At 39.0% G+C, this 22,760-nt stretch carries 22 protein-coding genes; 9 read left to right on the top strand and 13 right to left on the bottom strand.

Going from position 1 to position 22,760, the window contains the following annotated elements:
- Window positions 1-16: 16 nt before the first annotated feature.
- From nrdR to clpS, 4 genes are all read right to left on the bottom strand, one after another.
- Window positions 17-472 carry a transcriptional regulator NrdR gene (nrdR, locus tag R2Q26_RS03525; RefSeq protein ID WP_090570508.1) on the bottom strand — a complete coding sequence of 152 codons (456 nt, stop codon included), beginning with the start codon at window positions 470-472 and terminating at the stop codon, window positions 17-19.
- A gap of 110 nt (window positions 473-582) precedes the next feature.
- Entirely contained in the window at window positions 583-1,833 is a 1,251-nt protein-coding gene (gene glyA / locus R2Q26_RS03520) for a serine hydroxymethyltransferase (RefSeq protein ID WP_317534998.1), read from the bottom strand.
- A 309-nt stretch (window positions 1,834-2,142) separates the two neighbouring features.
- Window positions 2,143-4,401 carry an ATP-dependent Clp protease ATP-binding subunit ClpA gene (gene clpA / locus R2Q26_RS03515; protein ID WP_090570513.1) on the bottom strand — a complete coding sequence of 753 codons (2,259 nt, stop codon included), beginning with the start codon at window positions 4,399-4,401 and terminating at the stop codon, window positions 2,143-2,145.
- 1 nt (window position 4,402) lies between these two features.
- Window positions 4,403-4,711, bottom strand: coding sequence for an ATP-dependent Clp protease adapter ClpS (gene clpS / locus R2Q26_RS03510; RefSeq protein ID WP_317534997.1), 309 nt, complete (start codon window positions 4,709-4,711; stop codon window positions 4,403-4,405).
- 323 nt (window positions 4,712-5,034) lie between these two features.
- Between clpS and R2Q26_RS03505 the strand changes: the two genes are divergently transcribed.
- Window positions 5,035-5,238 (top strand): cold-shock protein, encoded by a 204-nt coding sequence (locus tag R2Q26_RS03505; RefSeq protein ID WP_011112285.1) that lies wholly within the window; start codon window positions 5,035-5,037, stop codon window positions 5,236-5,238.
- Window positions 5,239-5,403: 165 nt separating this feature from the next.
- Here the strand turns inward: R2Q26_RS03505 and icd are convergent, their stop codons facing one another.
- Together icd and R2Q26_RS03495 are read right to left on the bottom strand one after the other, a co-directional pair.
- On the bottom strand, window positions 5,404-6,654 hold the full coding sequence (gene icd, locus R2Q26_RS03500; RefSeq protein WP_090570519.1) for an NADP-dependent isocitrate dehydrogenase: 1,251 nt from the start codon (window positions 6,652-6,654) through the stop codon (window positions 5,404-5,406).
- Between the two features lie 111 nt (window positions 6,655-6,765).
- Complete coding sequence (locus tag R2Q26_RS03495) at window positions 6,766-7,275, bottom strand: retropepsin-like aspartic protease (protein ID WP_317534996.1); 510 nt, start codon at window positions 7,273-7,275, stop codon at window positions 6,766-6,768.
- Between the two features lie 309 nt (window positions 7,276-7,584).
- Here R2Q26_RS03495 and R2Q26_RS03490 point away from each other — a divergent pair, with 309 nt between their 5' ends.
- The 7 genes from R2Q26_RS03490 to R2Q26_RS03460 all read left to right on the top strand — a co-directional run bounded on the left by R2Q26_RS03490 (window position 7,585) and on the right by R2Q26_RS03460 (window position 15,415).
- On the top strand, window positions 7,585-8,505 hold the full coding sequence (locus tag R2Q26_RS03490) for a branched-chain amino acid transaminase (protein ID WP_317534995.1): 921 nt from the start codon (window positions 7,585-7,587) through the stop codon (window positions 8,503-8,505).
- A 21-nt stretch (window positions 8,506-8,526) separates the two neighbouring features.
- The gene (locus R2Q26_RS03485) at window positions 8,527-8,730 is read left to right on the top strand and encodes a zinc-finger domain-containing protein (RefSeq protein WP_090570528.1); all 204 of its coding nucleotides are present in this window, start codon (window positions 8,527-8,529) and stop codon (window positions 8,728-8,730) included.
- 117 nt (window positions 8,731-8,847) lie between these two features.
- Window positions 8,848-10,224, top strand: coding sequence for a phosphomannomutase/phosphoglucomutase (locus tag R2Q26_RS03480; protein ID WP_317534994.1), 1,377 nt, complete (start codon window positions 8,848-8,850; stop codon window positions 10,222-10,224).
- Between the two features lie 393 nt (window positions 10,225-10,617).
- A complete protein-coding gene (locus R2Q26_RS03475; protein WP_317534993.1) occupies window positions 10,618-12,153 on the top strand; it encodes a M48 family metalloprotease in 1,536 nt (511 codons plus the stop codon).
- Between the two features lie 108 nt (window positions 12,154-12,261).
- A complete protein-coding gene (locus R2Q26_RS03470; protein WP_317534992.1) occupies window positions 12,262-13,419 on the top strand; it encodes an efflux RND transporter periplasmic adaptor subunit in 1,158 nt (385 codons plus the stop codon).
- Window positions 13,419-14,153 (top strand): ABC transporter ATP-binding protein, encoded by a 735-nt coding sequence (locus R2Q26_RS03465; RefSeq protein ID WP_317534991.1) that lies wholly within the window; start codon window positions 13,419-13,421, stop codon window positions 14,151-14,153. Before R2Q26_RS03470 ends, R2Q26_RS03465 begins: the two co-directional genes overlap by 1 nt.
- A gap of 38 nt (window positions 14,154-14,191) precedes the next feature.
- Window positions 14,192-15,415: an ABC transporter permease gene (locus R2Q26_RS03460; protein WP_317534990.1), complete on the top strand. Its 1,224-nt coding sequence runs from the start codon at window positions 14,192-14,194 to the stop codon at window positions 15,413-15,415.
- A 473-nt stretch (window positions 15,416-15,888) separates the two neighbouring features.
- On the opposite strand, the gene R2Q26_RS03455 is transcribed toward R2Q26_RS03460, so the two are convergent.
- Both R2Q26_RS03455 and R2Q26_RS03450 read right to left on the bottom strand, forming a co-directional pair.
- On the bottom strand, window positions 15,889-16,026 hold the full coding sequence (locus R2Q26_RS03455) for a hypothetical protein (RefSeq protein WP_176969716.1): 138 nt from the start codon (window positions 16,024-16,026) through the stop codon (window positions 15,889-15,891).
- A 373-nt stretch (window positions 16,027-16,399) separates the two neighbouring features.
- Window positions 16,400-17,137, bottom strand: coding sequence for an EI24 domain-containing protein (locus R2Q26_RS03450; protein WP_317534989.1), 738 nt, complete (start codon window positions 17,135-17,137; stop codon window positions 16,400-16,402).
- A 222-nt stretch (window positions 17,138-17,359) separates the two neighbouring features.
- Between R2Q26_RS03450 and flgM the strand changes: the two genes are divergently transcribed.
- Window positions 17,360-17,668 carry a flagellar biosynthesis anti-sigma factor FlgM gene (gene flgM / locus R2Q26_RS03445; RefSeq protein WP_317534988.1) on the top strand — a complete coding sequence of 103 codons (309 nt, stop codon included), beginning with the start codon at window positions 17,360-17,362 and terminating at the stop codon, window positions 17,666-17,668.
- 526 nt (window positions 17,669-18,194) lie between these two features.
- On the opposite strand, the gene pstB is transcribed toward flgM, so the two are convergent.
- From pstB to R2Q26_RS03420, 5 genes are all read right to left on the bottom strand, one after another.
- Window positions 18,195-19,004, bottom strand: coding sequence for a phosphate ABC transporter ATP-binding protein PstB (gene pstB / locus R2Q26_RS03440; protein ID WP_090570547.1), 810 nt, complete (start codon window positions 19,002-19,004; stop codon window positions 18,195-18,197).
- A complete protein-coding gene (gene pstA, locus R2Q26_RS03435) occupies window positions 18,998-19,924 on the bottom strand; it encodes a phosphate ABC transporter permease PstA (protein ID WP_317534987.1) in 927 nt (308 codons plus the stop codon). Before pstA ends, pstB begins: the two co-directional genes overlap by 7 nt.
- 135 nt (window positions 19,925-20,059) lie before the next feature.
- Window positions 20,060-21,007, bottom strand: coding sequence for a phosphate ABC transporter permease subunit PstC (gene pstC / locus R2Q26_RS03430; protein WP_090570552.1), 948 nt, complete (start codon window positions 21,005-21,007; stop codon window positions 20,060-20,062).
- A 605-nt stretch (window positions 21,008-21,612) separates the two neighbouring features.
- Window positions 21,613-22,293, bottom strand: a complete 681-nt coding sequence (locus tag R2Q26_RS03425; RefSeq protein ID WP_317534986.1) for a NapC/NirT family cytochrome c — start codon at window positions 22,291-22,293, stop codon at window positions 21,613-21,615.
- A 23-nt stretch (window positions 22,294-22,316) separates the two neighbouring features.
- Window positions 22,317-22,760 (bottom strand): multiheme c-type cytochrome (locus R2Q26_RS03420; RefSeq protein ID WP_317534985.1); only part of this gene is annotated, 444 nt, incomplete at its 5' end.

Raw genomic sequence — 22,760 nt, 5'->3', positions numbered from 1 at the left:
TTCTTAAGAATCAATTTTAGTGTTGGTTCTGAACTTCTTTGATGACATCCTGAAAATCACCAACATCCTGAAAACTCTTGTACACAGAGGCAAAGCGTATATAAGCCACTTTATCGAGCTTATAAAGCTCCTGCATCACTAACTCGCCAATACTACGTGAAGATATTTCCCTTGCGCCTGAACTCAGCAACTTCTGAACAATACGATCAATGGCAGCATCCACATGTTCAGTTGGAACTGGACGCTTATGCAGCGCACGCATGAACCCAGTAAGAAGCTTGTTCCGACTGAATTCTGCACGAGTGCCATTTTGCTTAACTACTTGTGGCAAACGTAGTTCTACTGTTTCATAGGTAGTAAAACGTTTGCCACAAGCTGTACAATGTCGGCGTCGACGAACACGATCCCCCTCTTCACTGACGCGTGAATTAATTACGCTGGTATCTTCAGCGTTACAGAAAGGACATCTCATTATTTAATATCAGTTAAGCTAATTAACTAATTAGCTTTTTACTATCTCAAAACAAATCTATAAAGACATCTTTAGGCAGCAGCCAAAAGATGCCTAACTACTTAAATACATTAATTTACGTAGACTGGATATTTTGCGCACAGCATCTGCGCTTCTTGCGCAACACGAGTCAGAACCGTTGAATCATTCGGGGAATCCAATACATCCGCAATTAAGTTTGCTAATTGCTCCGCTTCAATTTCTTTGAAACCACGTGTTGTTACTGCCGGAGTACCCAGTCGTATGCCGCTAGTTATAAAGGGCTTCTGAGGATCGTTTGGAATAGCGTTCTTGTTGACAGTAATATGGGCGATTTCCAAGGCTTCTTCAGCTTCCTTACCTGTTAAATTTTTAGCGCGAAGATCGACTAAAAACATATGGCAATCAGTTTGCCCAGAAACTATACGCAAACCACGATTTTGTAAGACCTTTGCCATAACCCGTGCATTCTCAATAACCTGTTCCTGATAATCTTTGAATTCCTTACTCGCCGCTTCTTTAAAAGCAACTGCCTTGGCCGCTATGACATGCATAAGTGGGCCACCCTGAATTTGAGGAAAAACTGCCGAATTAAGCGATTTCTCATACTCCTGCTTGGCCATAATAACGCCACCTCGAGGACCGCGCAGTGTTTTATGGGTAGTACTGGTAACAAAATCAGCAATCCCCACTGGATTAGGATAGAAGCCCGCAGCGATTAATCCCGCATAATGAGCCATATCTACAAATAAATAGGCGCCAACCTCATCAGCTATTTTACGAAAATGCTTCCAATTAATTATTCTTGCATATGAAGAAGCACCAGCAACAATCATCTTTGGTCGATGTTCATGCGCCAATCGTTCCACTTCTTGGTAGTTAATTTCTTCAGTTTCAGGATCAAGTCCATAAGTCACAGAATTGAAAATCTTACCACTAAGATTAACTGAAGCACCGTGAGTGAGATGTCCGCCATGTGCAAGAGACATTCCTAACAACGTATCACCAGGTTTTAATGCAGATAAATATACTGCCGCATTAGCCTGAGAACCGGAATGGGGTTGCACATTAACATATTCAGCATTAAATAACACTTTTAAACGATCAATAGCAAGCTGCTCCACTTTATCAACATACTTGCAACCACCATAATAACGTTTGCCGGGATATCCCTCTGCATATTTATTAGTAAGAACTGATCCTTGTGCTTGGAGAACTGCGGGACTTGCATAATTCTCAGAAGCAATCAATTCAATATGATCTTCCTGTCGCTGCATTTCACCTTTAATTGCTTGCCACAAATCTGGATCGACACTTTCTATTGTTTTTTTATAGGAAAACATGACAGCATTTACTCTTTGAAAAATTTAGATATTTAAAATAATACATTCTACCATTTAGAATGGTAACAGCATATAAAGCAAAGCCACACAGATAATGAGTGCTCATCAAGTAAAACTACTAGAAAAGAAGATCATAAAGTCTTGAGCACACCAGAAAGTATTTGCAAATCCTCAAGCAAACACCTTAAAAGACAGCCTAAGATTTAAATAAAAATCAGCATAATGGCAGCGAGGAAAGTAAATTAAATTTTACTCTTTCTTTATATACTCAGAGTAAAATACTTTAACTTCACTCATGAAATTCTCCATTCAAAGAGCGTCAACTTTATCTTCTTCGAATTGAAGTATCACTTTTTCATCACTACTGATATCTACCGTTACTTTACCCCCATTGCAAAGTCGTCCAAAAAGCAATTCATCTGCTAACGCGCTACGTATCATGTCCTGAATAAGGCGTGCCATTGGGCGTGCACCCATCAGTGGATCAAAGCCGTGTTCAGCTAGGTAGTTACGCAAATTATCAGTGAAGACGGTTTCTACCTTTTTCTCATGTAATTGCGTCTCAAGCTGCATTAAAAACTTATCAGTAACACGTAAAATGATTTCTTTACTCAATGGCGCAAAAGAAATGATTGTATCTAATCGGTTACGAAATTCAGGAGTAAACAAGCGTTTAATTTCCGTCATTTCATCCCCTGTTCTGGCAGATTTGGCAAATCCGATAGTAGATTTGGTCAACGAATCAGCTCCAGCATTTGTCGTCATAATGATAATCACATTGCGGAAATCTGCCTTGCGTCCGTTATTATCTGTCAACGTACCGTGATCCATTACTTGGAGCAGAACATTGAATATATCTGGGTGCGCTTTTTCTATTTCATCAAGCAACAAAACTGCATGAGGTTGCTTAGTAATCGTTTCAGTAAGCAATCCTCCTTGCTCAAAACCGACATAGCCAGGAGGGGCGCCAATCAGTCTCGAGACTGCATGGCGTTCCATATACTCAGACATATCAAAACGATGCAAAGGCACACCCAGAATATAGGCAAGCTGACGCGCCACTTCAGTTTTTCCTACACCCGTTGGGCCAGAAAAAAGAAATGAGCCAATAGGCTTCTGCGGATTTCCCAAGCCGCTTCTAGACATTTTTATAGCTGCTGTAAGCGCATCAATGGCCGCATCTTGCCCGAAAACTATAGATTTCAGATCACGGTCGAGCGTTTTCAGTTTGTTACGATCATCGGTTGAAATACTTTGTGGAGGTATGCGAGCAATCTTGGCAATAATATCTTCGATCTCATGCTTACCGATAATTCTGCGCTGTTTTGATTTCGGTAAAATACGTTGTGCTGCACCTGCTTCGTCAATCACATCAATTGCTTTATCCGGCAAATGTCGATCACCAATGAAGCGAGCTGACAATTCCGCGGCAGCTGTTAGCGCTCCTGCAGTATATTTGACATTATGATGCTTTTCATAACGAGATTTCAGACCGCGTAAAATAGCCACTGTCTCCTCGATACTTGGTTCAGAAACTTCAATCTTCTGAAAGCGTCGCGATAATGCATGATCTTTTTCAAAAATTCCTCGGTATTCGTTATAAGTGGTAGCACCAATACATTTTAGGCGACCCGCACTTAACATGGGCTTTAGCAAATTAGAAGCATCTAATGTGCCGCCAGATGCAGCTCCTGCACCGATTAAAGTATGAATTTCATCTATAAACAGAATAGCCTTTGGATTATCAACCAAATGTTTTAATACTGCTTTGAAACGCTGCTCAAAATCGCCCCGATACTTTGTGCCTGCTAACAATGCACCCATATCTAGAGCATAAACCTGATGATATGCTAGTACCCCTGGCACCTCTCCTTCAGTAATTCTTCTAGCCAACCCTTCTGCGATGGCTGTTTTACCCACACCAGCTTCGCCCACCAGTAAAGGATTGTTCTTTCTGCGACGACATAAAATCTGTATAACACGTTCAACTTCTTTTTCACGCCCAATCAGAGGATCAATCCGATTCGTAAGTGCTAAATTGTTGAGATTAATGGTATAGCTCTCAAGCGTATTGGCTGAATTCTGTTGCTGTTCGTTATCATTTTCATCTTCAATCTTATGATCATTATTTTGTGATACCTTACAAATCTTATGCGAAATATAGTTCACCACATCCAATCGTGTTACGCCCTTCTGCTGCAGGAAATAAACTGCGTGAGAATCTTTTTCACCGAAAATCGCTACCAAAACATTAGCTCCGGTAACTTCCTTTTTCCCAGATGATTGAACATGCAATATTGCGCGTTGGATTACACGCTGAAAACCAAGGGTAGGTTGAGTGTCTACTTCTCCACTCCCGCTTACAATAGGTGTATGGCGATTAATATGATCCTGAAGTAAAGTTCGCAAATCCTCGATATCAATCGCGCAAGCAGTCAACACTTCTGAAGCACTAGGATTATCAAGCAAGGCGAGCAATAAATGTTCTACCGTGATGAATTCATGGCGCTTCTGGCGTGACTCGACGAATGCCATATGTAAGCTTACTTCTAACTCTTGTGCGATCATGTCAGTTTTTCTCCATAACACACATTAATGGGTGCTGATTCTGTCTAGAAAATTTATTTACCTGTTGGACTTTAGTCATTGCAATATCATTGGGATAAATACCGCAAATACCAACTCCTTCAGTATGAATCTTAAGCATAACTTGAGTTGCCTTTTCTTGACTCATAAAAAAGAATGTTTGCAACACAATCACTACAAAATCCATCGGAGTAAAATCATCATTTAATAACATAACTTTGTACAGGGGAGGTAATTTAATCTTATTTTTATTTTCTTCTAGCACTCCACTCTCACGATCTTTTGTCACCATGATTCACCTACTTAATTTAAAAAAGAAAAGCGCGAGCAAAAAATCAAATAATTTCTTTTTTAGTTTTTATTTTTATCATATTTGACGATTCCGACAAAATTTTCAAGCGCCTTAAAACAAATCTTTCTATCTTTATCCAAAAACCAGCTTAAAATTTATACGATAAAATTCACACGACATCTTGACTTAAGTCAAAAATTTGCGTAAAACAGCAACTGGCGTTTGGCTTCAAGTTTTCTGCAGTACTGGTTAGAGCCGTTTGCGGTCTTGAAATTCAAATAGTATTAGGGTTTCCGGCCCAGTTTTTTTAATAGGAAGTAAAAATGGCAACAGGTACAGTAAAATGGTTCAATGACTCCAAAGGGTTCGGTTTTATAACTCCTGATGATGGTAGCGAAGATTTATTCGCTCATTTCTCAGCGATCAATATGACAGGTTTTAAAACTCTCAAGGAAGGCCAGAAAGTGAGCTTTGAAGTTACTCAAGGGCCCAAAGGAAAGCAAGCTTCAAACATTCAGTCTGCCTAAGATATTGCAACACTCATAGGTCATTCTTTTAAAGAAGTAGTTAGCAGTACAAAAACTAGCTAATTGCTTTTAGTTATCCTAAATACTCATCGCCAGTTTTGTGCTGGCGATGAGCAGTCGTCTGAATATAGTAAATTAAATATAATTTACTGGATCGCACTACATCTAGCCCATTCTTGCTATCATTGCATTTCCAAATCCAGAGCATGTCACTTCAGTTGCTCCATGCATTTGTCTCGCAAAATCATAAGTTACAATTTTATCTTGGACAGTTCTTTCCATCGCCTTAATAATCATATCTGCAGCTTCATTCCAGCCGATATGCCTTAACATCATTTCAGCTGAAAGAATAATTGATCCAGGATTGACCTGATCTTTGCCTGCATATTTAGGAGCAGTTCCATGCGTAGCCTCAAACATCGCAACTGAATTACTTAAATTTGCCCCGGGGGCAATACCAATTCCCCCTACCTGCGCGGCTAAAGCATCAGAAATGTAATCACCATTTAAATTTAAGGTAGCAATCACATCATATTCATCAGGACGCAATAAAATTTGCTGTAGGAAAGCATCGGCGATAACATCTTTTATTACAATCCCTCCCTTATCCTCAGGCAATTTCATCCACGGCCCTCCATTTAACAACTCAGCACCGAATTCTTTCATGGCCACGTTATAGCCCCAATTCTTGAAAGCTCCCTCGGTAAATTTCATAATGTTACCTTTATGTACCAAAGTTACCGATTTTCGTTCATTATCGATCGCATACTGTATTGCCTTCCGTACTAACCGCTCAGTTCCCTCTCTTGAGACAGGTTTGACACCAATACCAGAAGATTGAGGAAAGCGGATACTCTTTACTTGCATATCTTTTATCAAGAAATCGATTACTTTCTTCGCAGATGCTGATTCTGCTTCCCATTCTATTCCTGCATAAATATCTTCTGAATTCTCACGAAAAATAACCATATCGACTTTCTCTGGATTTTTTACCGGACTAGGCACACCTTCGAAATAACGAACAGGACGCAAGCAAACATATAAATCAAGCAATTGGCGTAGTGCAACATTAATAGAGCGGATACCTCCACTTACGGGTGTCGTCAAAGGACCTTTGATAGAAACTACATATTCAGTTGCAGCCTGTAATGTTTCATCTGGTAGCCAAACATTCTCACCATATAATCTGGTTGATTTCTCTCCAGCATAAATCTCCATCCAGAAAATTTTTCGCCTATCGCCATACACTTTATTCACTGCGGCATCCACAACTTTTATCATCACAGGCGTAATATCGATTCCTATTCCATCTCCCTCAATAAATGGAATAATTGGGTAATCTGGCACAATCAGCGAGAGATCCTTATTGACAAGGATTTTTTCGCCATTAGGGGGCACTTTTATATGTTGAAACATAAAATCTCCAATAAAATAACAGGTTACAGAAGAACATATTTTAATTTAATCTTGAATAAAGCTGGATAAATCAATAACAATACAGATACTTCCTTAATTGCTATTTGCCATTCATTCAATTCTTGTCTGATCAGCAATACTAACTCGTAATATCATTTTATCCCCGGACTGAACAACTTCAACTCTACGCAAGAAATTCTGCCCAAGCAGACCTACTTTTCCCTGCATACCTATCCCTACACTTAGTCCTTTTACCAAAATACCGCCCACCTTGATATCTTGCCCCGATACAATCTCACCCAAAAATTTACCGCCCGCAGCTGAAAAACTTGCGGGTCTACCGGCTGGCAAATTCGCCTCGCGCGCTAACTCATAGCTTACAGAAACCATACTTGCCCCGGTATCAACCATAAAATCAATAGGATATCCATTGATTTCTCCCTGAACATAATAATGCCCATCCCATGATCTAGAAATCATGACTTCGCTGTCCGCTAGGCCATCTTGAATCACAGCAATTTTGGGTGCTTGCAAATTCTCAAAAAATAAATAGGCTATGCCAAAAACAGTTAACCAGATCACCAAGGCGGTAACATGGCCCCAAGGAATATAACTACGCATCGTTAAATCATATACTTCTTAGATATAGAGCCCAGCCAAACAAAAGAACCATAAAAATAAGTAAATCCTTATTGCTAACTGACTTCCCATGTATTCACTGATCAGAAATATTACATTTTAAATCAAAATCTATTACTTTCTTTTTTACTTAGGCATTCGTCTTACTAGAATTTCTCTTGATTTTTATAATAAATGAATGAGCCAAATGATTTCTCTATAGTCAGCACTGCTAGGTAATTAGCAAGCTTTCATTGCTTGCCGAAAAATACGATAGAATGTAGCTTTTGAACTTTTATCGAGGGCCTTTTAATGTCAATGGCAGACCGCGATGGAGCAATCTGGTACGATGGAAAAATAATTCCTTGGCGAGATGCTACCACGCATGTACTTACTCATACTCTACATTATGGAATGGGCGTATTCGAAGGCCTACGTGCTTATCAAACAAGCAGGGGACCGGCTATTTTCCGTTTAGTTGAACATACTGATCGCCTGTTTAATTCAGCGCATATCTTCAGAATGACTATCCCTTTTGACAAAGCTACATTGATGCAAGCGCAAAAAGAAGTAGTGAAACAAAATCACCTTGAATCTGGTTATATTCGGCCTATTGTCTTTTACGGTGCAGAAGCAATGGGATTATCAGCCAAGAACTTATCTGTCCATGTCGCAATTGCTGCTTGGCCATGGGGTACTTATTTAGGGCCAGATAGCTTAGAAAATGGTATTCGTGTTAAAACCTCTTCATTTTGCCGTCACCATGTAAATATTAATATGTGTCGTGCCAAATCAGTAGCAACCTACACCAATTCCATCTTAGCGCACCAGGAAGTTGCGCAGGATGGTTATCAAGAAGCATTACTCTTAGATGTAGATGGATATGTTGCTGAGGGCTCAGGAGAAAATATTTTTATCATCAAACAGGAAAAGCTTTACACCCCAGATTTGACTTCTTGCCTTGAAGGTATCACACGTAATTCAGTAATCGAGTTAGCACAAGAAATGAATATTCCTGTAATCGAGAAACGCATTACCAGAGATGAGGTTTACTGCGCGGATGAAGCTTTCTTTACAGGAACAGCAGCAGAGATCACCCCAATTCGAGAACTCGATAATCGTATCATTGGTAATGGCAAACGTGGCCCAATTACTCAGCAACTGCAAGCTTTGTTTTTCGATTGTGTCAGCGGTAAAGCAACCAATCATACCGATTGGCTACATCATGTTTGACTTAGTTTAATGGAGCACTTCATGGATAAACCAACTACCCTTAATCAACGACAAATTGAAATTACTGAAGATGATTTACCTTTGCATTGCCCAATACCGTCAATGCGACTATGGAATGGTCATCCACGTGTATTCTTACCTATTGAAGCCACCGGTGAAGCACTATGCCCTTATTGCGGTACGCTCTATATCTTGAAAGGCGGGGCGAAAGCAGCCCATCATTGAATCAAACGGAAATTATATTCCTGATCGATTAACAATCGAGATGCTGATGGTAAATTTCAAAAGATAATTTTTATTCTGATCTGCTTCTAACATCCTAATCTATCAAGCTATTACGTCATGAATAAAGTTCCAAACGAAATTTTTAAAGCATACGATATCCGAGGTATCGTAGACACCGCGCTAACCAACGACGTAGTTGAAATGATTGGTCACGCCATTGGCTCTGAAGCGCGTGAGCGTAAACTCAATTCTATTGCGATTGGACGGGATGGCAGACTATCTAGCCCCTCCCTTGCTCGAGCATTGGCAGCAGGGCTACAAAAAAGCGGCATTCAAGTCATCGATGTGGGCATGGTGCCCACGCCGATCCTTTATTTCGCTGCACACGAGCTATGCAACTATAGCGGCGTAATGATCACCGGCAGTCATAACCCTCCGGATTACAATGGCCTAAAAATGGTTTTAGGTGGCGAGACGCTAGCAGCTGAGACAATTCAGGCATTACGTGTTCGCATAGAGAACAATAACCTGATGTATGGTAAGGGTAACTACAAAACGCACGATATTACTCCAACCTATTTACAGCGCATTATCAGCGATGTCAAATTAGCTCGCCCAATAAAAATCGTTGTCGATTGTGGCAATGGGGTAACAGGAGCCTTTGCGCCGACCCTCTTTCGGAATATAGGTTGTGAAGTGATAGAGTTATTTTGCGATGTAGATGGGGCGTTTCCCAATCATCATCCCGATCCATCAGTACCCAAAAATCTGCAGGATGTCATTCACGCTTTAGCTACTACCGACGCAGAAATTGGTTTTGCATTTGACGGTGATGGCGATCGGCTTGGTTTGGTAACCAAAGATGGGTGCATTATCTATCCTGATCGCCAACTCATGTTATTTGCTGCAGATGTATTATCTCGAAACCCAGGCGGACAAATTATCTACGACGTTAAATGCACGCGCAATTTAGCAAAATGGATCGAGCAACATGGGGGCAAACCTATCATGTGGAAAACCGGCCATTCATTCATTAAAGGGAAGCTAAAAGAAACTGGCGCACTACTAGCTGGAGAAATGAGCGGTCACATTTTTTTCAAGGAACGCTGGTATGGGTTTGACGATGCGCTTTATACAGCAGCAAGATTACTAGAGTTGCTGAGTAAGCAAAATAATATTAATGCTATCTTGCATGCTCTCCCAGATACCCTTAATACACCGGAATTACAAATCAAACTAAAGGAAGGAGAAAATCACGCCTTAATAGAACAGCTTCAGAAAAATGCGCACTTTGATAACCCAGAACGAATAGTTACCATTGATGGATTAAGAGTCGAATACAAGGACGGATTTGGTTTGATACGCGCTTCGAATACAACCCCCGTTTTAGTTTTACGCTTTGAAGCTGATACTTCAGAAGCGATGCAACGAATACAGCATGACTTTCGTAATGTTATCCTGCAGTTTAAACCTAACGCTGTATTACCTTTCTAAAATCTGCAGGGTAGCAAAAGTTAAGTGGTATTAGACACATTAATTATGTCTTCCTGAGTTGAGGTAAATTACTACCATAAAGGTTAATGAGGCTAATGGTGGCTGATAATTTTAAATAAAAACATAGAAACTTTTAAACGGATGCTTAGTAAAATTTTTTGCTGTACTCGAAGTTACTTGTAAACCACTTGTCATTAACTCACTGGTCAGGATAACCGTTTCTATATCAATCGGACTACGAGGACAATCTCTAGATTATGCGTTAACCCAACCGATCAAGTTAGTCAGCTCTACAATGACATTCTACCCGTCAAGTTAAACTCAATCATTTTCTTCAGGTCAGCAGGTCAGCAGGTCAGCAATATGCTCCCACAAAAGAGGGGAACTTGATTTGTGAGTAATCATCAAATTGTCATGAAATTTTACTACCTGATTATAGTATTACCCCTACTCTTTCCTGCAAATATTTTCGCAGAAGACGATCTTCCAGATCTGGGTGATATCTCACAAACCACGATCACTCCTCGACAAGAACGACAGATCGGTTTAGAGATTATGCGACAAATTCGCGCAGATCCCAGTTATCTAAATGATGCCGAAATAGACGGTTATCTCAATAACCTAGGTAATAGGCTCATTTCATCATCAAATGAAGCAAAACCGGATCAATCATTCGATTTTTTTGCACTCCAGGATCCATCCATCAATGCATTTGCTTTGCCAGGCGGATTTATGGGTTTCAACAGTGGACTGATTATCGCAGCACAAAGTGAATCTGAATTAGCGGGCGTTATGGCACATGAAATTGCTCACGTCACCCAAAAACATTTAGCAAGAATGATTTCTGGACAGCAACATATCGGACTCATCACTACCATTGCTGCTCTTGCTCTAGCTATTCTCGCTTCCCGTTCTAATCCCCAGGCAGGGCAAGCTATTCTAGCCACGGCACAGGCTGGGGCTATTCAATCTCAATTGAACTTTACACGCAATCATGAAAAGGAAGCGGATCGAATCGGTTTTAATATATTGCATAAAGCAGGATTTGATCCTCATGGGATGTCGATTTTTTTTGAACGTTTGCAAAATGCTGGGCGATATTATGAAAACGGAGCCCCTTCTTATCTGAGAACGCACCCGCTCACTCATGAGCGGATAGCGGATATTGAGAATCGCACACGGGAATTTTCTTACCGGCAAGTTCCCGACAGTCTCGATTTCCACTTAGTTCGGGCTAAGCTGAAGGCCATTCTGGGAAATTCTACTGATACAGTAAAGGAATTTGATGCACGCATACAAGATAAGCGTTATGCAAATGAAATTGCAGAACGCTACGGCCTAATTTATGCATTGTTACGTGATAAGCAGTATAAGCGTGCAGACAAGGAATTAAACGAATTATACCGCATAATACAATCTGATCATTCTATCAGCTTACTTAAGAATCATTATTTGGGTAAGCCCGTCCGAGTTGAAAGTGAATATTTACAATCCGAGGTCATGATTGAAATACTTGCTGCACGAGTTAAACTGGCAAACAAGCAAATTAAAGATGCATTTAAAATTTACCAAACTGCATTAAATGCATATCCACAGCATCGCGCACTTATTTATGATTACATAACGGCCTTACTAAATCACCAAAATGCCCAGGCTGCCCTTGAATTCCTCAATAAGCAATCAAAAATTATTTCGGATGACATCAATCTTTATCGACTAGAAGCACAATGTTACTCTGCACTAGGGAACCATATGCTCCAACATCGTGCTCAGGCAGAAGTTTATATTCGAGAAGGAAAATATAAAGCTGCAATCGAGCAATTAGAGATTGCTTTACGTAAAGATAATGGTAATTTTTATCAATTATCCAGTGTAGAAGCACGCTTGAGGCAGCTTAAGGAATTCGTTGCTGCTAATGAGAAAAAGTAGTAACCTCGATAAGCCCTGCCTACTAATACCTAAAATCAGCCATCAACTTATAATAATCCCTGCTTAATAATTTCATTGTTCAAATAAGATTTAATTTGGCCCTCCTGAATGACACGCCTTAATCTCAAAAATAAATCGATTGTTTTATTAGTCATTCTAGTATCCGGCGCAATTTATGGATATACAAACAAAAAGCTAGAATCGGAAAAAGATGAGTATCGAACCAGAACAGTTGATCGTGGAGACATTGTTCAGATTATTTCGGCAAATGGCACAGTGCATCCACTTGAGCTTGTCAATGTTGGTACCCAGGTATCGGGGACTGTATCCAAAATATATGTTGATTTCAATGATCAGGTAAAAATAGGTCAAATACTAGCGGAACTTGATCCTGCTCTTCTGAAAGCACAACTACAACAATCTGAGGCTAATTTTAAAAGCGCACAGTCAACCTTAAAAAATGTAACCAATAAAGCTACTCGTAGTCGCATCCTTTTACAAAAAGGATTTATTTCCAGTGAAGCACTAGACGAAATCGAACAACAATTAGACATTGCACATGCTCAGGTAGCTATCAGCAAAGCTAACGTGGAACGTGATCGTGCTAATCTGAATTACAGTGTTATTAGATCACCGATTTCCGGGGTAGTTGTTGCACGTGATATAAACGTTGGGCAAACCGTTGCAGCTAGTTTCCAAACACCCATTCTGTTCCAGATTGCCCGTGATCTTCGACAAATGCAAATCAATATCAGTGTTGCTGAAGCTGACATTGGTCAGATATACGCTGATCAGGAAATTTCTTTTACAGTAGATGCATTTCGGGAACGAGAATTCATTGCTCATGTTAAACAAATACGATTGAATCCTATAATCCAGGAAAATGTTGTTACTTATAACGTAGTGGCAACTGTCATCAATGATGATAGTACTTTATTACCGGGCATGACGGCAAATGTTCGCTTCATAGTCAACCAAAAATGTACTGCTCTTCGTGTACCTAATGCAGCACTTCGTTATAAGCCAAGAAATGAAATGCCTGCCTCCAACCTGTCCTCTGCTGGACGATCCCGTCAGCCTCTTCTCTATCGCCTCGAAAATAATGTACCTACACCAATAAATGTTGTAACCGGAATTACAGATGGAAATTTCACTGAAATTATTTCGGGTGACCTAGCAGAAGGAGATAAAGTAATTATCAATGATGCTGCTGGCAAAAAGCAAAATGAATCATCCATGAGCAATTTTAGATTCAGGATGTTCTAGTGTCAGATAAAGACCTCACCCAAAATCAACCATTGATTCTGGTGGAGAATTTGTGCAAAGCTTATCAATTAGAGGGCCATGCAAATCAGCCGATTTACCATCAGGTGCTGTTTGATATCAATCTTGAAATTCACTCCGGAGAATTTATTGCTATCATGGGGCAATCCGGCTCAGGAAAATCTACCTTGATGAATATACTGGGTTGCCTTGATACACCTACAAGCGGCAATTATTGGTTGGCAGGTCGCAATGTTGCATACCTCTCCAACGATGAGCTGGCACATGTGCGAAATCATAGTATAGGCTTCGTATTCCAAGGTTTTAATTTACTCAAGCGCATGACGGCACTGGATAATGTAGCTACACCATTACTGTATGCAGGCATGAATCGCAAAGAAAGCCGCAAGCATGCGTTAACATTATTACAACAGACCGGTCTGGGCCAATTTACGCTACATTATCCCAATCAACTTTCTGGAGGACAGCAACAGCGAGTAGCAATCAGTCGAGCATTAGTTAATCAACCACAGCTTATCCTGGCTGACGAGCCAACTGGCAATCTTGATTCACAAACCAGTCATGAAATCATGACATTATTCAAGCAGCTTAATGAGAATCAAGGCATATCGATTATTCTGGTAACGCATGAAGATGATATTGCCTCCTATGCCAACCGCCTCATTCGATTAAAAGATGGTCGCATTATCCAAGATAAAAATAAATGTACGCGTTAATTTATGTTATTTCATGATAATAAAATTCCAACTTCATCATGAATTTACTGACCATTATCGGTGAAGCTTTCCAAGCCCTTCGGGTCAATCGCTTGCGTACCGGGCTTACCATGCTTGGTATGATCATTGGTGTTGCAGCAGTTGTATTAATGTTATCAATCGGGCAAGGAGCTCAAATCCAGATTAACAACACAATAGCTTCTATGGGAAGTCACCTTTTACTGGTGCTACCAGGTGCAACTTCCTCAGGTGGGCTACGATTTGGAAGCGGAACTGTAAAAACACTGACTGCGGGTGATGCACAAGCCATTGCGGAATTATCTTCAGTTGAAGCGGCTGCCCCCGTTGTTTCTGGAATCGCTCAACTTAACTATGGCGCAAATAACTGGAGTACAACGATAACAGGTACGACTCCAGATTATTTTTCTGTCGGTAATTGGCTTATAGAGAGTGGTTCGATATTTTCAGAAGCAGACTTACGCTCTGCTACTCGCGTTGCTGTCCTGGGAAAGGTAACCGCTGAGAATTTATTCGGAAACGAAGATCCTACGGGAAAAACATTTCGTATCGCTAACAAACCATTTTTGGTAGTGGGTGTCCTTGCAGCCAAGGGGCAGAGTCTTAGCGGGCGAGATCAGGATGACAATGTACTTATCCCACTTACCACTGCTCAACGTCAAATTCTAGGCAACCAATTTCCTGGATCAATTGGTCATATGCTAGTTCAAGGAAAATCCGCAGACATGATGGAAGAAGCAGAAATGGAAATTACTCGGCTACTGCGGCAACGCCACCGTATATCTGACAGAATGGAAAATGATTTCACTGTACGGAACCTAACGGCTATAGCAGCTGTTGCAAGCACTACAGCAAAAGTAATGGCGTGGATGCTAGGAGCTATTGCCTCGATCTCACTGTTGGTTGGCGGTATTGGCATCATGAATATCATGCTGGTATCGGTTACGGAACGTACCCGCGAAATTGGGATTCGTATGGCGATAGGTGCCAGCCATCGCGCAATCCTCACGCAATTTTTATTGGAAGCTTTGATGATTTGTATTCTGGGCGGATTAACTGGTGCTGTGTTAGGTATCGGTAGCGCATGGATGATAAGTCAGATTGTAGATATGCCTGTCGTTATTACACTCAGCATGATTGGTTTAGCTTTTGCTTTTGTAGCTATTATTGGCATATTTTTTGGTTTCTATCCTGCTAATAAAGCAGCCTCATTAAAGCCAGTAGAAGCATTACGCTATGAATAAAATTACTTGCTATTAAAATTCTTCCATTAAGGTGGCTGAACCGCATAACGTTGTGAGCTTGTGAGCGCTTGTTTGACGTGTCGAGCATCGAGACCCTCACTCCCGAATACCTATTACCCTATAGGGTCACATTAAGGTTCTTTCAGTAGATTCCTGTCCTTCCATGACCATGCACTCAGGAGTAAGTAACCCTCGGTCATCGCCTTTTGATTCCGCTTGATTACACTAAATTACCATTGCTCTATATGTATCTCATCAGCAGGTGCTTTGATGGTCATCTAAGGCCTGTGATTTACGCTTAGTGAACAGCTAATCCATTATCCCCTCGATAGTATCTTTTATTATCAGTAGTAATACGGGCACAATATATGTAAAGTTTTGGTACTCAAAATTAATTATGAGTAACTACTATCAAAAAAACCGCTCTTAGTAGAGCGGTTTAAAATTTTGATCATTCTATCTAATCAAATTAATTATTTTTTTCCTTCGTCTTTGCCAGGCATTGATTCACGCTCCATCGAAGCGCTAGGTGGGTACTGTGCTGGTTTAGGTTCACCACAAGCAGTCAGTGCCAATGCCGCAAGTATTGCTACTAAGAGTGCAGATTTCATTTTCTTAATCTCCTATATAAACAAATATGATGAATTAATTATATTTAAATACCTCTTTGGCCATTCATATGTAGAATGACGGTATTCTTAATAGCAGAATTATAATGTACTGTCCAGTAAATTAAATAATAGGCTATTGAGCGTTGCGTGTTATAAAGCATATTGCAGCAGTTTGTTCTCATAATACTCCAAGTAAAAACAGCGTGATACATAAATCTAGGTGCAACTATTCCGTTTTTGCTATAAGAAGATCTGACATACTTGTTTTTTCTATCTTACTTATTCCCCTGGTTCAATTTTTCAAAGTTAACTTTGTTCGATCTCAATAATCCCTTAAAAATTACCATAGAGGCTTTGCCCCAAAACAGAAAGTTTATTCTCGAGAAGAATCAAAGCTAGATTTACGACGGTAATTATCTAGACGTGCTAATTCAAAATGGATAAATGCTAATGCTGTTAATGTCGGAGCAAATAAATTCAGTATTGGTATAAATTGAACGAGACCAGTCAACAACCCTAAACCCCATAGCGATAATTTATTTGTAGTCAGCAAAATTTCTAATTCTTCCTTACTGGCGTGCTCTGATAATGCATCGTAGCTAAATAATCGCTGATTTAAATATGCTACAGCCAGAAAAGACACTAATATTCCAAAACCAACAAACCAAAAAGGTAAAGCAATACCCAGCAACACGATAAATACGATAATTGCAGAGATAATGTGAATTAGGCTACCCACAAGACTTCCCCCATTTTTTCGCTCAAGTAGTGGATAGTATCGCTTAGCAACAAAATCAATCAGTGATGACATGACAAACAGAGCAGTTATTATCATGGCTGTCACAATCACTAAAATAACAAGAATAATTACATTTAATATTCCCCCGATACTATCAGTAATCTTGAGTAGAACAGACTCATCAAACCAATTCTCCATAAAGGTAAATGGAATAAGTTCAGTAATCCATTCAATTGAAGGAGTCCAAATAAAAACACCAACTATTAGCCAGAATAAACTAGCTACCAAGAGAGGCCAAACTAGTATCCATAAAATTTTAAGGTTAAAAAGATTACGGAAAGCTAGTGAAAATGCATTAAAGATCTGTATCATGTAATATCAACTCTAAGAATTCAAAATTCTTTAAAAATATAAAAAATATCTGAGCCAAAGCCATTCAGTTATTTTTCATTTCTTGGAAATTAATTAAGGACATAAATATATTGCATGTAATACAATAGATATTAGAAAATATTTGTTATATCCATCCAAGCTGAAATAGTTTGGTTAGATATCGTTAAATTATCAATAATCTCTATTAAAAAGGATTTTATCTTGAAAATAGATAATACGAATCCAACACAAGCAATTAGCATTAATAGTGATGAGCAAAAATATAATGACAAAACTACTTCTACTAAATCACCATATTTTTCTCAATCAAAAAATAATTTGCGCATTGATTCTTCTTTTATTTTATCGCATTCCATCGAAAGTAATAATGAAATCGTAGATGCAGCTAAGGTGGCAAAGATTAGGCAGGCAATAATTGAAGGTCGTTTTAAAGTTAATTCTGAGGCAGTTGCTGACCGACTGTTAGAAACAGTAAAAGAGCTTATTCAATCCAAAAAAGATAATACATAATTTAAACACAAGCGTTATTTGACTGAATGTTTCTTCAATAAAATTAAACGTTACAGAAGAATATTCTAATGATATAAAAATGGCCAGAAATTATATAGGATGTATACGGTTTATCTCAGCATTGATTTTGCTTCACTTAAACGTCAACAGAACTTGGTAAATATTTTACGATAGCTTAAAGATTCAGCTCGAAGTTGAATTGATTAACCAGATTTTCCATTAGTGACTCAAATTTCTAATAGAAAGAGAGAGTATCAAAGTAAGTAATTGATCATTAATCAATTATGATTTATCCAGGACAAAATAGATAATCCTAAACAAAAACCTGGAAGAACTTGATTATCGCTCCCAAGCTGCTTCAGCAAACAAGAAATCAACAGTAGCAGCTGGACTCTGACTTTATCAACAACTGAGTAAATGTGTTTCTTTCAACCTACCAACCATTGGTAAAAACCATCTACCTCACGGCATTCGCATCTTGAACAATTTATCTGCTTAAATATACGTATACGCCAAATTAAAAAATCTAACCAAAGCGCCCTGTAATATAGTCTTCTGTTTGCTTATTCTTTGGTTTGATAAAAATAGTGTCTGTTGTATCAAATTCTATTAACTGACCTAAATACATATAAGCAGTATAATCAGAAACCCGAGCTGCTTGTTGCATATTATGAGTGACTATAAGTATAGTTACTTTATTTTTAAGATCAGCAATCAATTCTTCGATACTAGCAGTTGCAATTGGATCTAATGCCGAAGTAGGTTCATCAAATAATAATATTTCAGGATCAGTTGCAAGCGCCCTTGCAATACATAATCGCTGTTGTTGTCCGCCAGATAAGTTAAATGCAAGGTCATTCAGTCGGTCTTTGACTTCATCCCATAATGCTGCATTACGTAATGCATCTTCTACTTTTTCATCTAGCATGGCACGTTGTTTAACACCTCTCACTTTCAATCCATAAGCGACATTTTCATAGATCGATTTCGGAAAAGGGTTCGGCTTTTGAAATACCATACTGATACGCATTCTTACTTCGATCGGATCAACATGAGGAGAAAGAATATTCTCGTTATCTGGATAAAGAACTATATCACCTTCATACCGATTACCAGGATAAAGATCGTGCATTCTATTAAAGCATCGCAGAAAAGTAGATTTACCACAGCCTGATGGACCTATTAGTGCAGTTACCTGCTTCTCATGTAAAACCATATCAATATTTTTCAGCGCATTAAAGCTCCCATAGTAGAAATTCAAATTCTTAACTATTGATTTATATTGGTTAAGGGAGAGACTATTCACTTCAGATTCTACTAAACTATTTTTTACCATTTGATTTTTTTACGCATACGATAACGGAGATAAATAGCCAATGCATTCATCGCAAGTGTCATAACAACCAGAATCAATCCTGCTGCTGCCGCATTAAACTGAAATTCCTCTTCAGGTCGTGATACCCAATTAAACATTTGTATTGGCATCACTGTGAAAGGCGCTGTCAACCATTCAAATGATATAAATGGAAATTCACTTTTTATTGGTGAGGGGGGTAGAAACGCAATAAAAGTCAATGCACCAATTGTTATAATAGGTGCTGTTTCACCAATTGCCCGAGCTAAGCCAATGATGATACCTGTCAATATACCCGGAGCAGAATAAGGTAATAAATGATCAGCAACTGTTTCCCACTTAGTGGCACCTAATGCATAAGAACCCTCACGAATTGCAACTGGAATAGATCGTATCGCCTCACGAGTTGCTACAATAACAATAGGTAAAATCAAAAGAGCCAGAGTTAATCCAGCAGCCAAAATACTCTGCCCCAGACCCAATTGATAAACAAACAGACCCAATGCTAATAAACCATAGATAATAGAAGGTACCCCTGCAAGATTGGTAACATTAATTTCTATTAGTTCCGTGAATAAATTTTTAGGTGCGTATTCTTCTAAATAAATTCCGGCTGCTACCCCAAGTGGTATAGCAGATATTGCTGTAACCAACATTACTAGCGTAGTTCCAACCCAAGCTGAAAGTATGCCTGCAGATTCTGGGCGACGCGAAGGAAATGATGTAAAAAATTCCCAGGATAAACGAGGCGCACCATCTATGAGCATTTGTGTAAATAAAGCTATAAATGTCAATAGAGCAATCATTAAAGCAAGCACACCCGCAATTAAAAACATCAAATCCCTACGTTTATGTCGCGCAATAACAACGCGTAGTTCTTCTAATTTCTTTTCATCACTCATAAACGCTGGTCAATCACAATAAAATTTTTCAAACATACTTAATAAAGCATTGGTTAATAATTGCATTAGATTTAATAGCATCAAGGCTTAACTTAAATATAATCTGAATTATTTTAGAATTGAGAACTATCTTTTTTAATATGTTTCACGATATCGCTTACGTAATAAATGACCAAGTATATTAAAAATCAATGTGATCAATAATAAAGTTAGTCCGGCTGCAAAAATAGTTTGATAGCCAATGCTACCATGTGGCAAATCACCTAAACTTACCTGAACAATATATGCGGTAATTGTTGCAGCCGGTTCCATTGGATTCCATGTTAAATTTGGTTGCATTCCAGCAGCTATAGCTACTACCATAGTTTCTCCAACTGCCCGAGAAATAGCTAAAATATAAGCAGCTGCTATGCCTGAGAAAGCTGCGGGCATTACAACTTTGATAGCTGTTTGAAATTTCGTAGCACCCATAGCATAAGATCCTTCCCGTAAATGCATAGGCACAGAACGCATAGCATCTTCAGTCATTGAGCTTACATATGGAATAATCATTATTCCCATTACTAATCCAGCAGACAACAAGCTAAATCCGGGTAGATCAGGAATAATTAACTGCAATAATGGTGTAACGAATAAGAGAGCGAAATAACCATAAACTATAGTAGGAATACCTCCTAGCAATTCAAGAAATGGTTTTGCAGTCTCTCGTACTGTATAAGATGCAAATTCAGAAAGATAAATAGCTATGGTTGTACCTAATGGAAGCGCCACTAGAAGCGCAATAACTGAACTCACCACTGTTCCTGAAACTAAGGGAAGGATACCATAGTGTGCATCATCAAATAATGGCGTCCATTGTGTGTCTGTAAGAAATTCCCAAATTGAAACATGCTGAAAAAATATGATCGATTCTTTTACCAGCATGAAAATAATAGAGAAGGTAATTAAAATCGAAAAAAAAGCTGCTAAAAGCAGCAACAGTTCTATAAATTTTTCTTTTAAATGACGCCTATAGCTATACCGAAGATTACCAGTTGATCTATCTTTCTTCTCCCATGTACTCTTTACATTTTTGGAATACATATTAATTTTCTGTACAAATTTAATTTGTGTTTATTTTAAAATAAAAATCATTTCATTTTTATGACAAGCATTACATCAATATTAAGTATTGAAAAAATATTAAAATTAATTCTTTATTTTTATTAAGTATGATTAAATAATTTTATTTATTTAATAAATATCTTTCTATACCTAATCAATTCAGATATTGGCTTATATTGAATATATAAATATAGATCATAAACTAATTTCAATTCTAACTTCTCAAATTATTAGTTTATTCATGAAATATCTATGCTAACTATAGAAGTAAGTTAGATCCAGATAAATTTAGTTTTCGTTTTCGCAGAAAATGTTATTTATAGCTAATAAAAAAACCTTAAGCTATTAGCCATTTTCTACTGATAACTTAACTTCTTGCTAGGAATGTGTAATCGTACTATGGAAGTTAATCAACCTATATTCCATCAACTATTGCTTAGTAAACAGAAAATTAATAAAGCATCCCACCACAGCTTACTACACTCATCAATCCATCGATTTTGAATCAACACTTCACTCAATAGAGTGAAGTGTTGATTTCATAGGAATTAAAATCCCTCAGCTTCTGTTTGACTCAAATACAACTAATCATCATCCTCATCAGCGGAGTCTTCTTCGGCAGAGTCTTCCCCTTTAGCTTCTTCACCACTGCCTTCTTCTTCGTCGTCTTCTTCCTCAGTATCTTCCTCGCCTTCCTCTGGCTTCAATACCATCTTGCCAGCCGCGCGACTCGCATTCAAATCAGTCATCGGAACTTCCGCATGGACTAGATTCTGATGACAATCTATACAGGTCGCACCCTCAGTTTGCATTTTTTTATGCTCAGCTTGAGCGCTCTCTCCTGGCGGCTGCGGATTTTTATGGCAGGTTTTGCAGGTGATGCTGTCCCATTTCTTGAGGTTCATGCGCGCATCATGCGCCATGATTAGCCTGCGTTCATTAAATTTTTCCAGCGTGGAGTAATCATTAACCAATTCAAGGTAGAGCTCTCTCGCACCATCCACAATATGAGTAGCAACTGCCAAATGAAAATTCTCAAAACCCTGAGGAATATGGCAATCCTTGCATCCAGGATTAACCCCTAATGCACCATAGTGTGAGGATTGCTTCAATTCTTCTTGCGGATATGCCATAGAGTGGCAGCTGGTACAGAACCCTTCTGTGGAAAGCGCAGCTTCCCCGCCGAATACGACTGCTACCAATACTATTCCCAGTAGTCCGCCAATCAACAGACTACCAATCGATCCTTTTTGTAGTGCGGTCATTATTCTTTTCCTTTTTTACAGTTTTACTCTTTTCCTTTTTCACCTACTTTAGCACTTGCCTGGAATTCATCGTGATACTTGAATTTAGGTTCGCCCTCAAAAACACCATCCAGTTTGTAGTGCTCGTGCATTGCCTTAACATCTTTTACCATTTTATCAAAGTCAAAGGTGTATTTCGCATCAACAGCCGGGGTAAATGGGGTGTAAGGCGGTTTCGCTCCTTTCCAGGGCGATCCTTCATAGTTCATGTGACAGGCATTGCAGCTTTCTTCAAACGTAAAATCTTGACCTTTGTCTGCCAATACTTTACGTTGCATGGTCTTGCCCGATTTCTCAAAGGCTTGTCCTGCCTTGCGATGATCGCCACGGAAATTCCGGCCAGGTCCATGGCAGGATTCACAGCCTACTGCAGCCAGCGGTTTCTTGGGCGCGTCGATCGTATAGCCGCCTGCTTTGCCAAAACCATC

Source organism: Nitrosomonas sp. Is37 (genome assembly GCF_033063275.1).
GTDB lineage: Bacteria > Pseudomonadota > Gammaproteobacteria > Burkholderiales > Nitrosomonadaceae > Nitrosomonas.
Note: the sequence above shows the minus strand (reverse complement) of the source record. Positions and strands in the feature narration are given on the sequence as shown.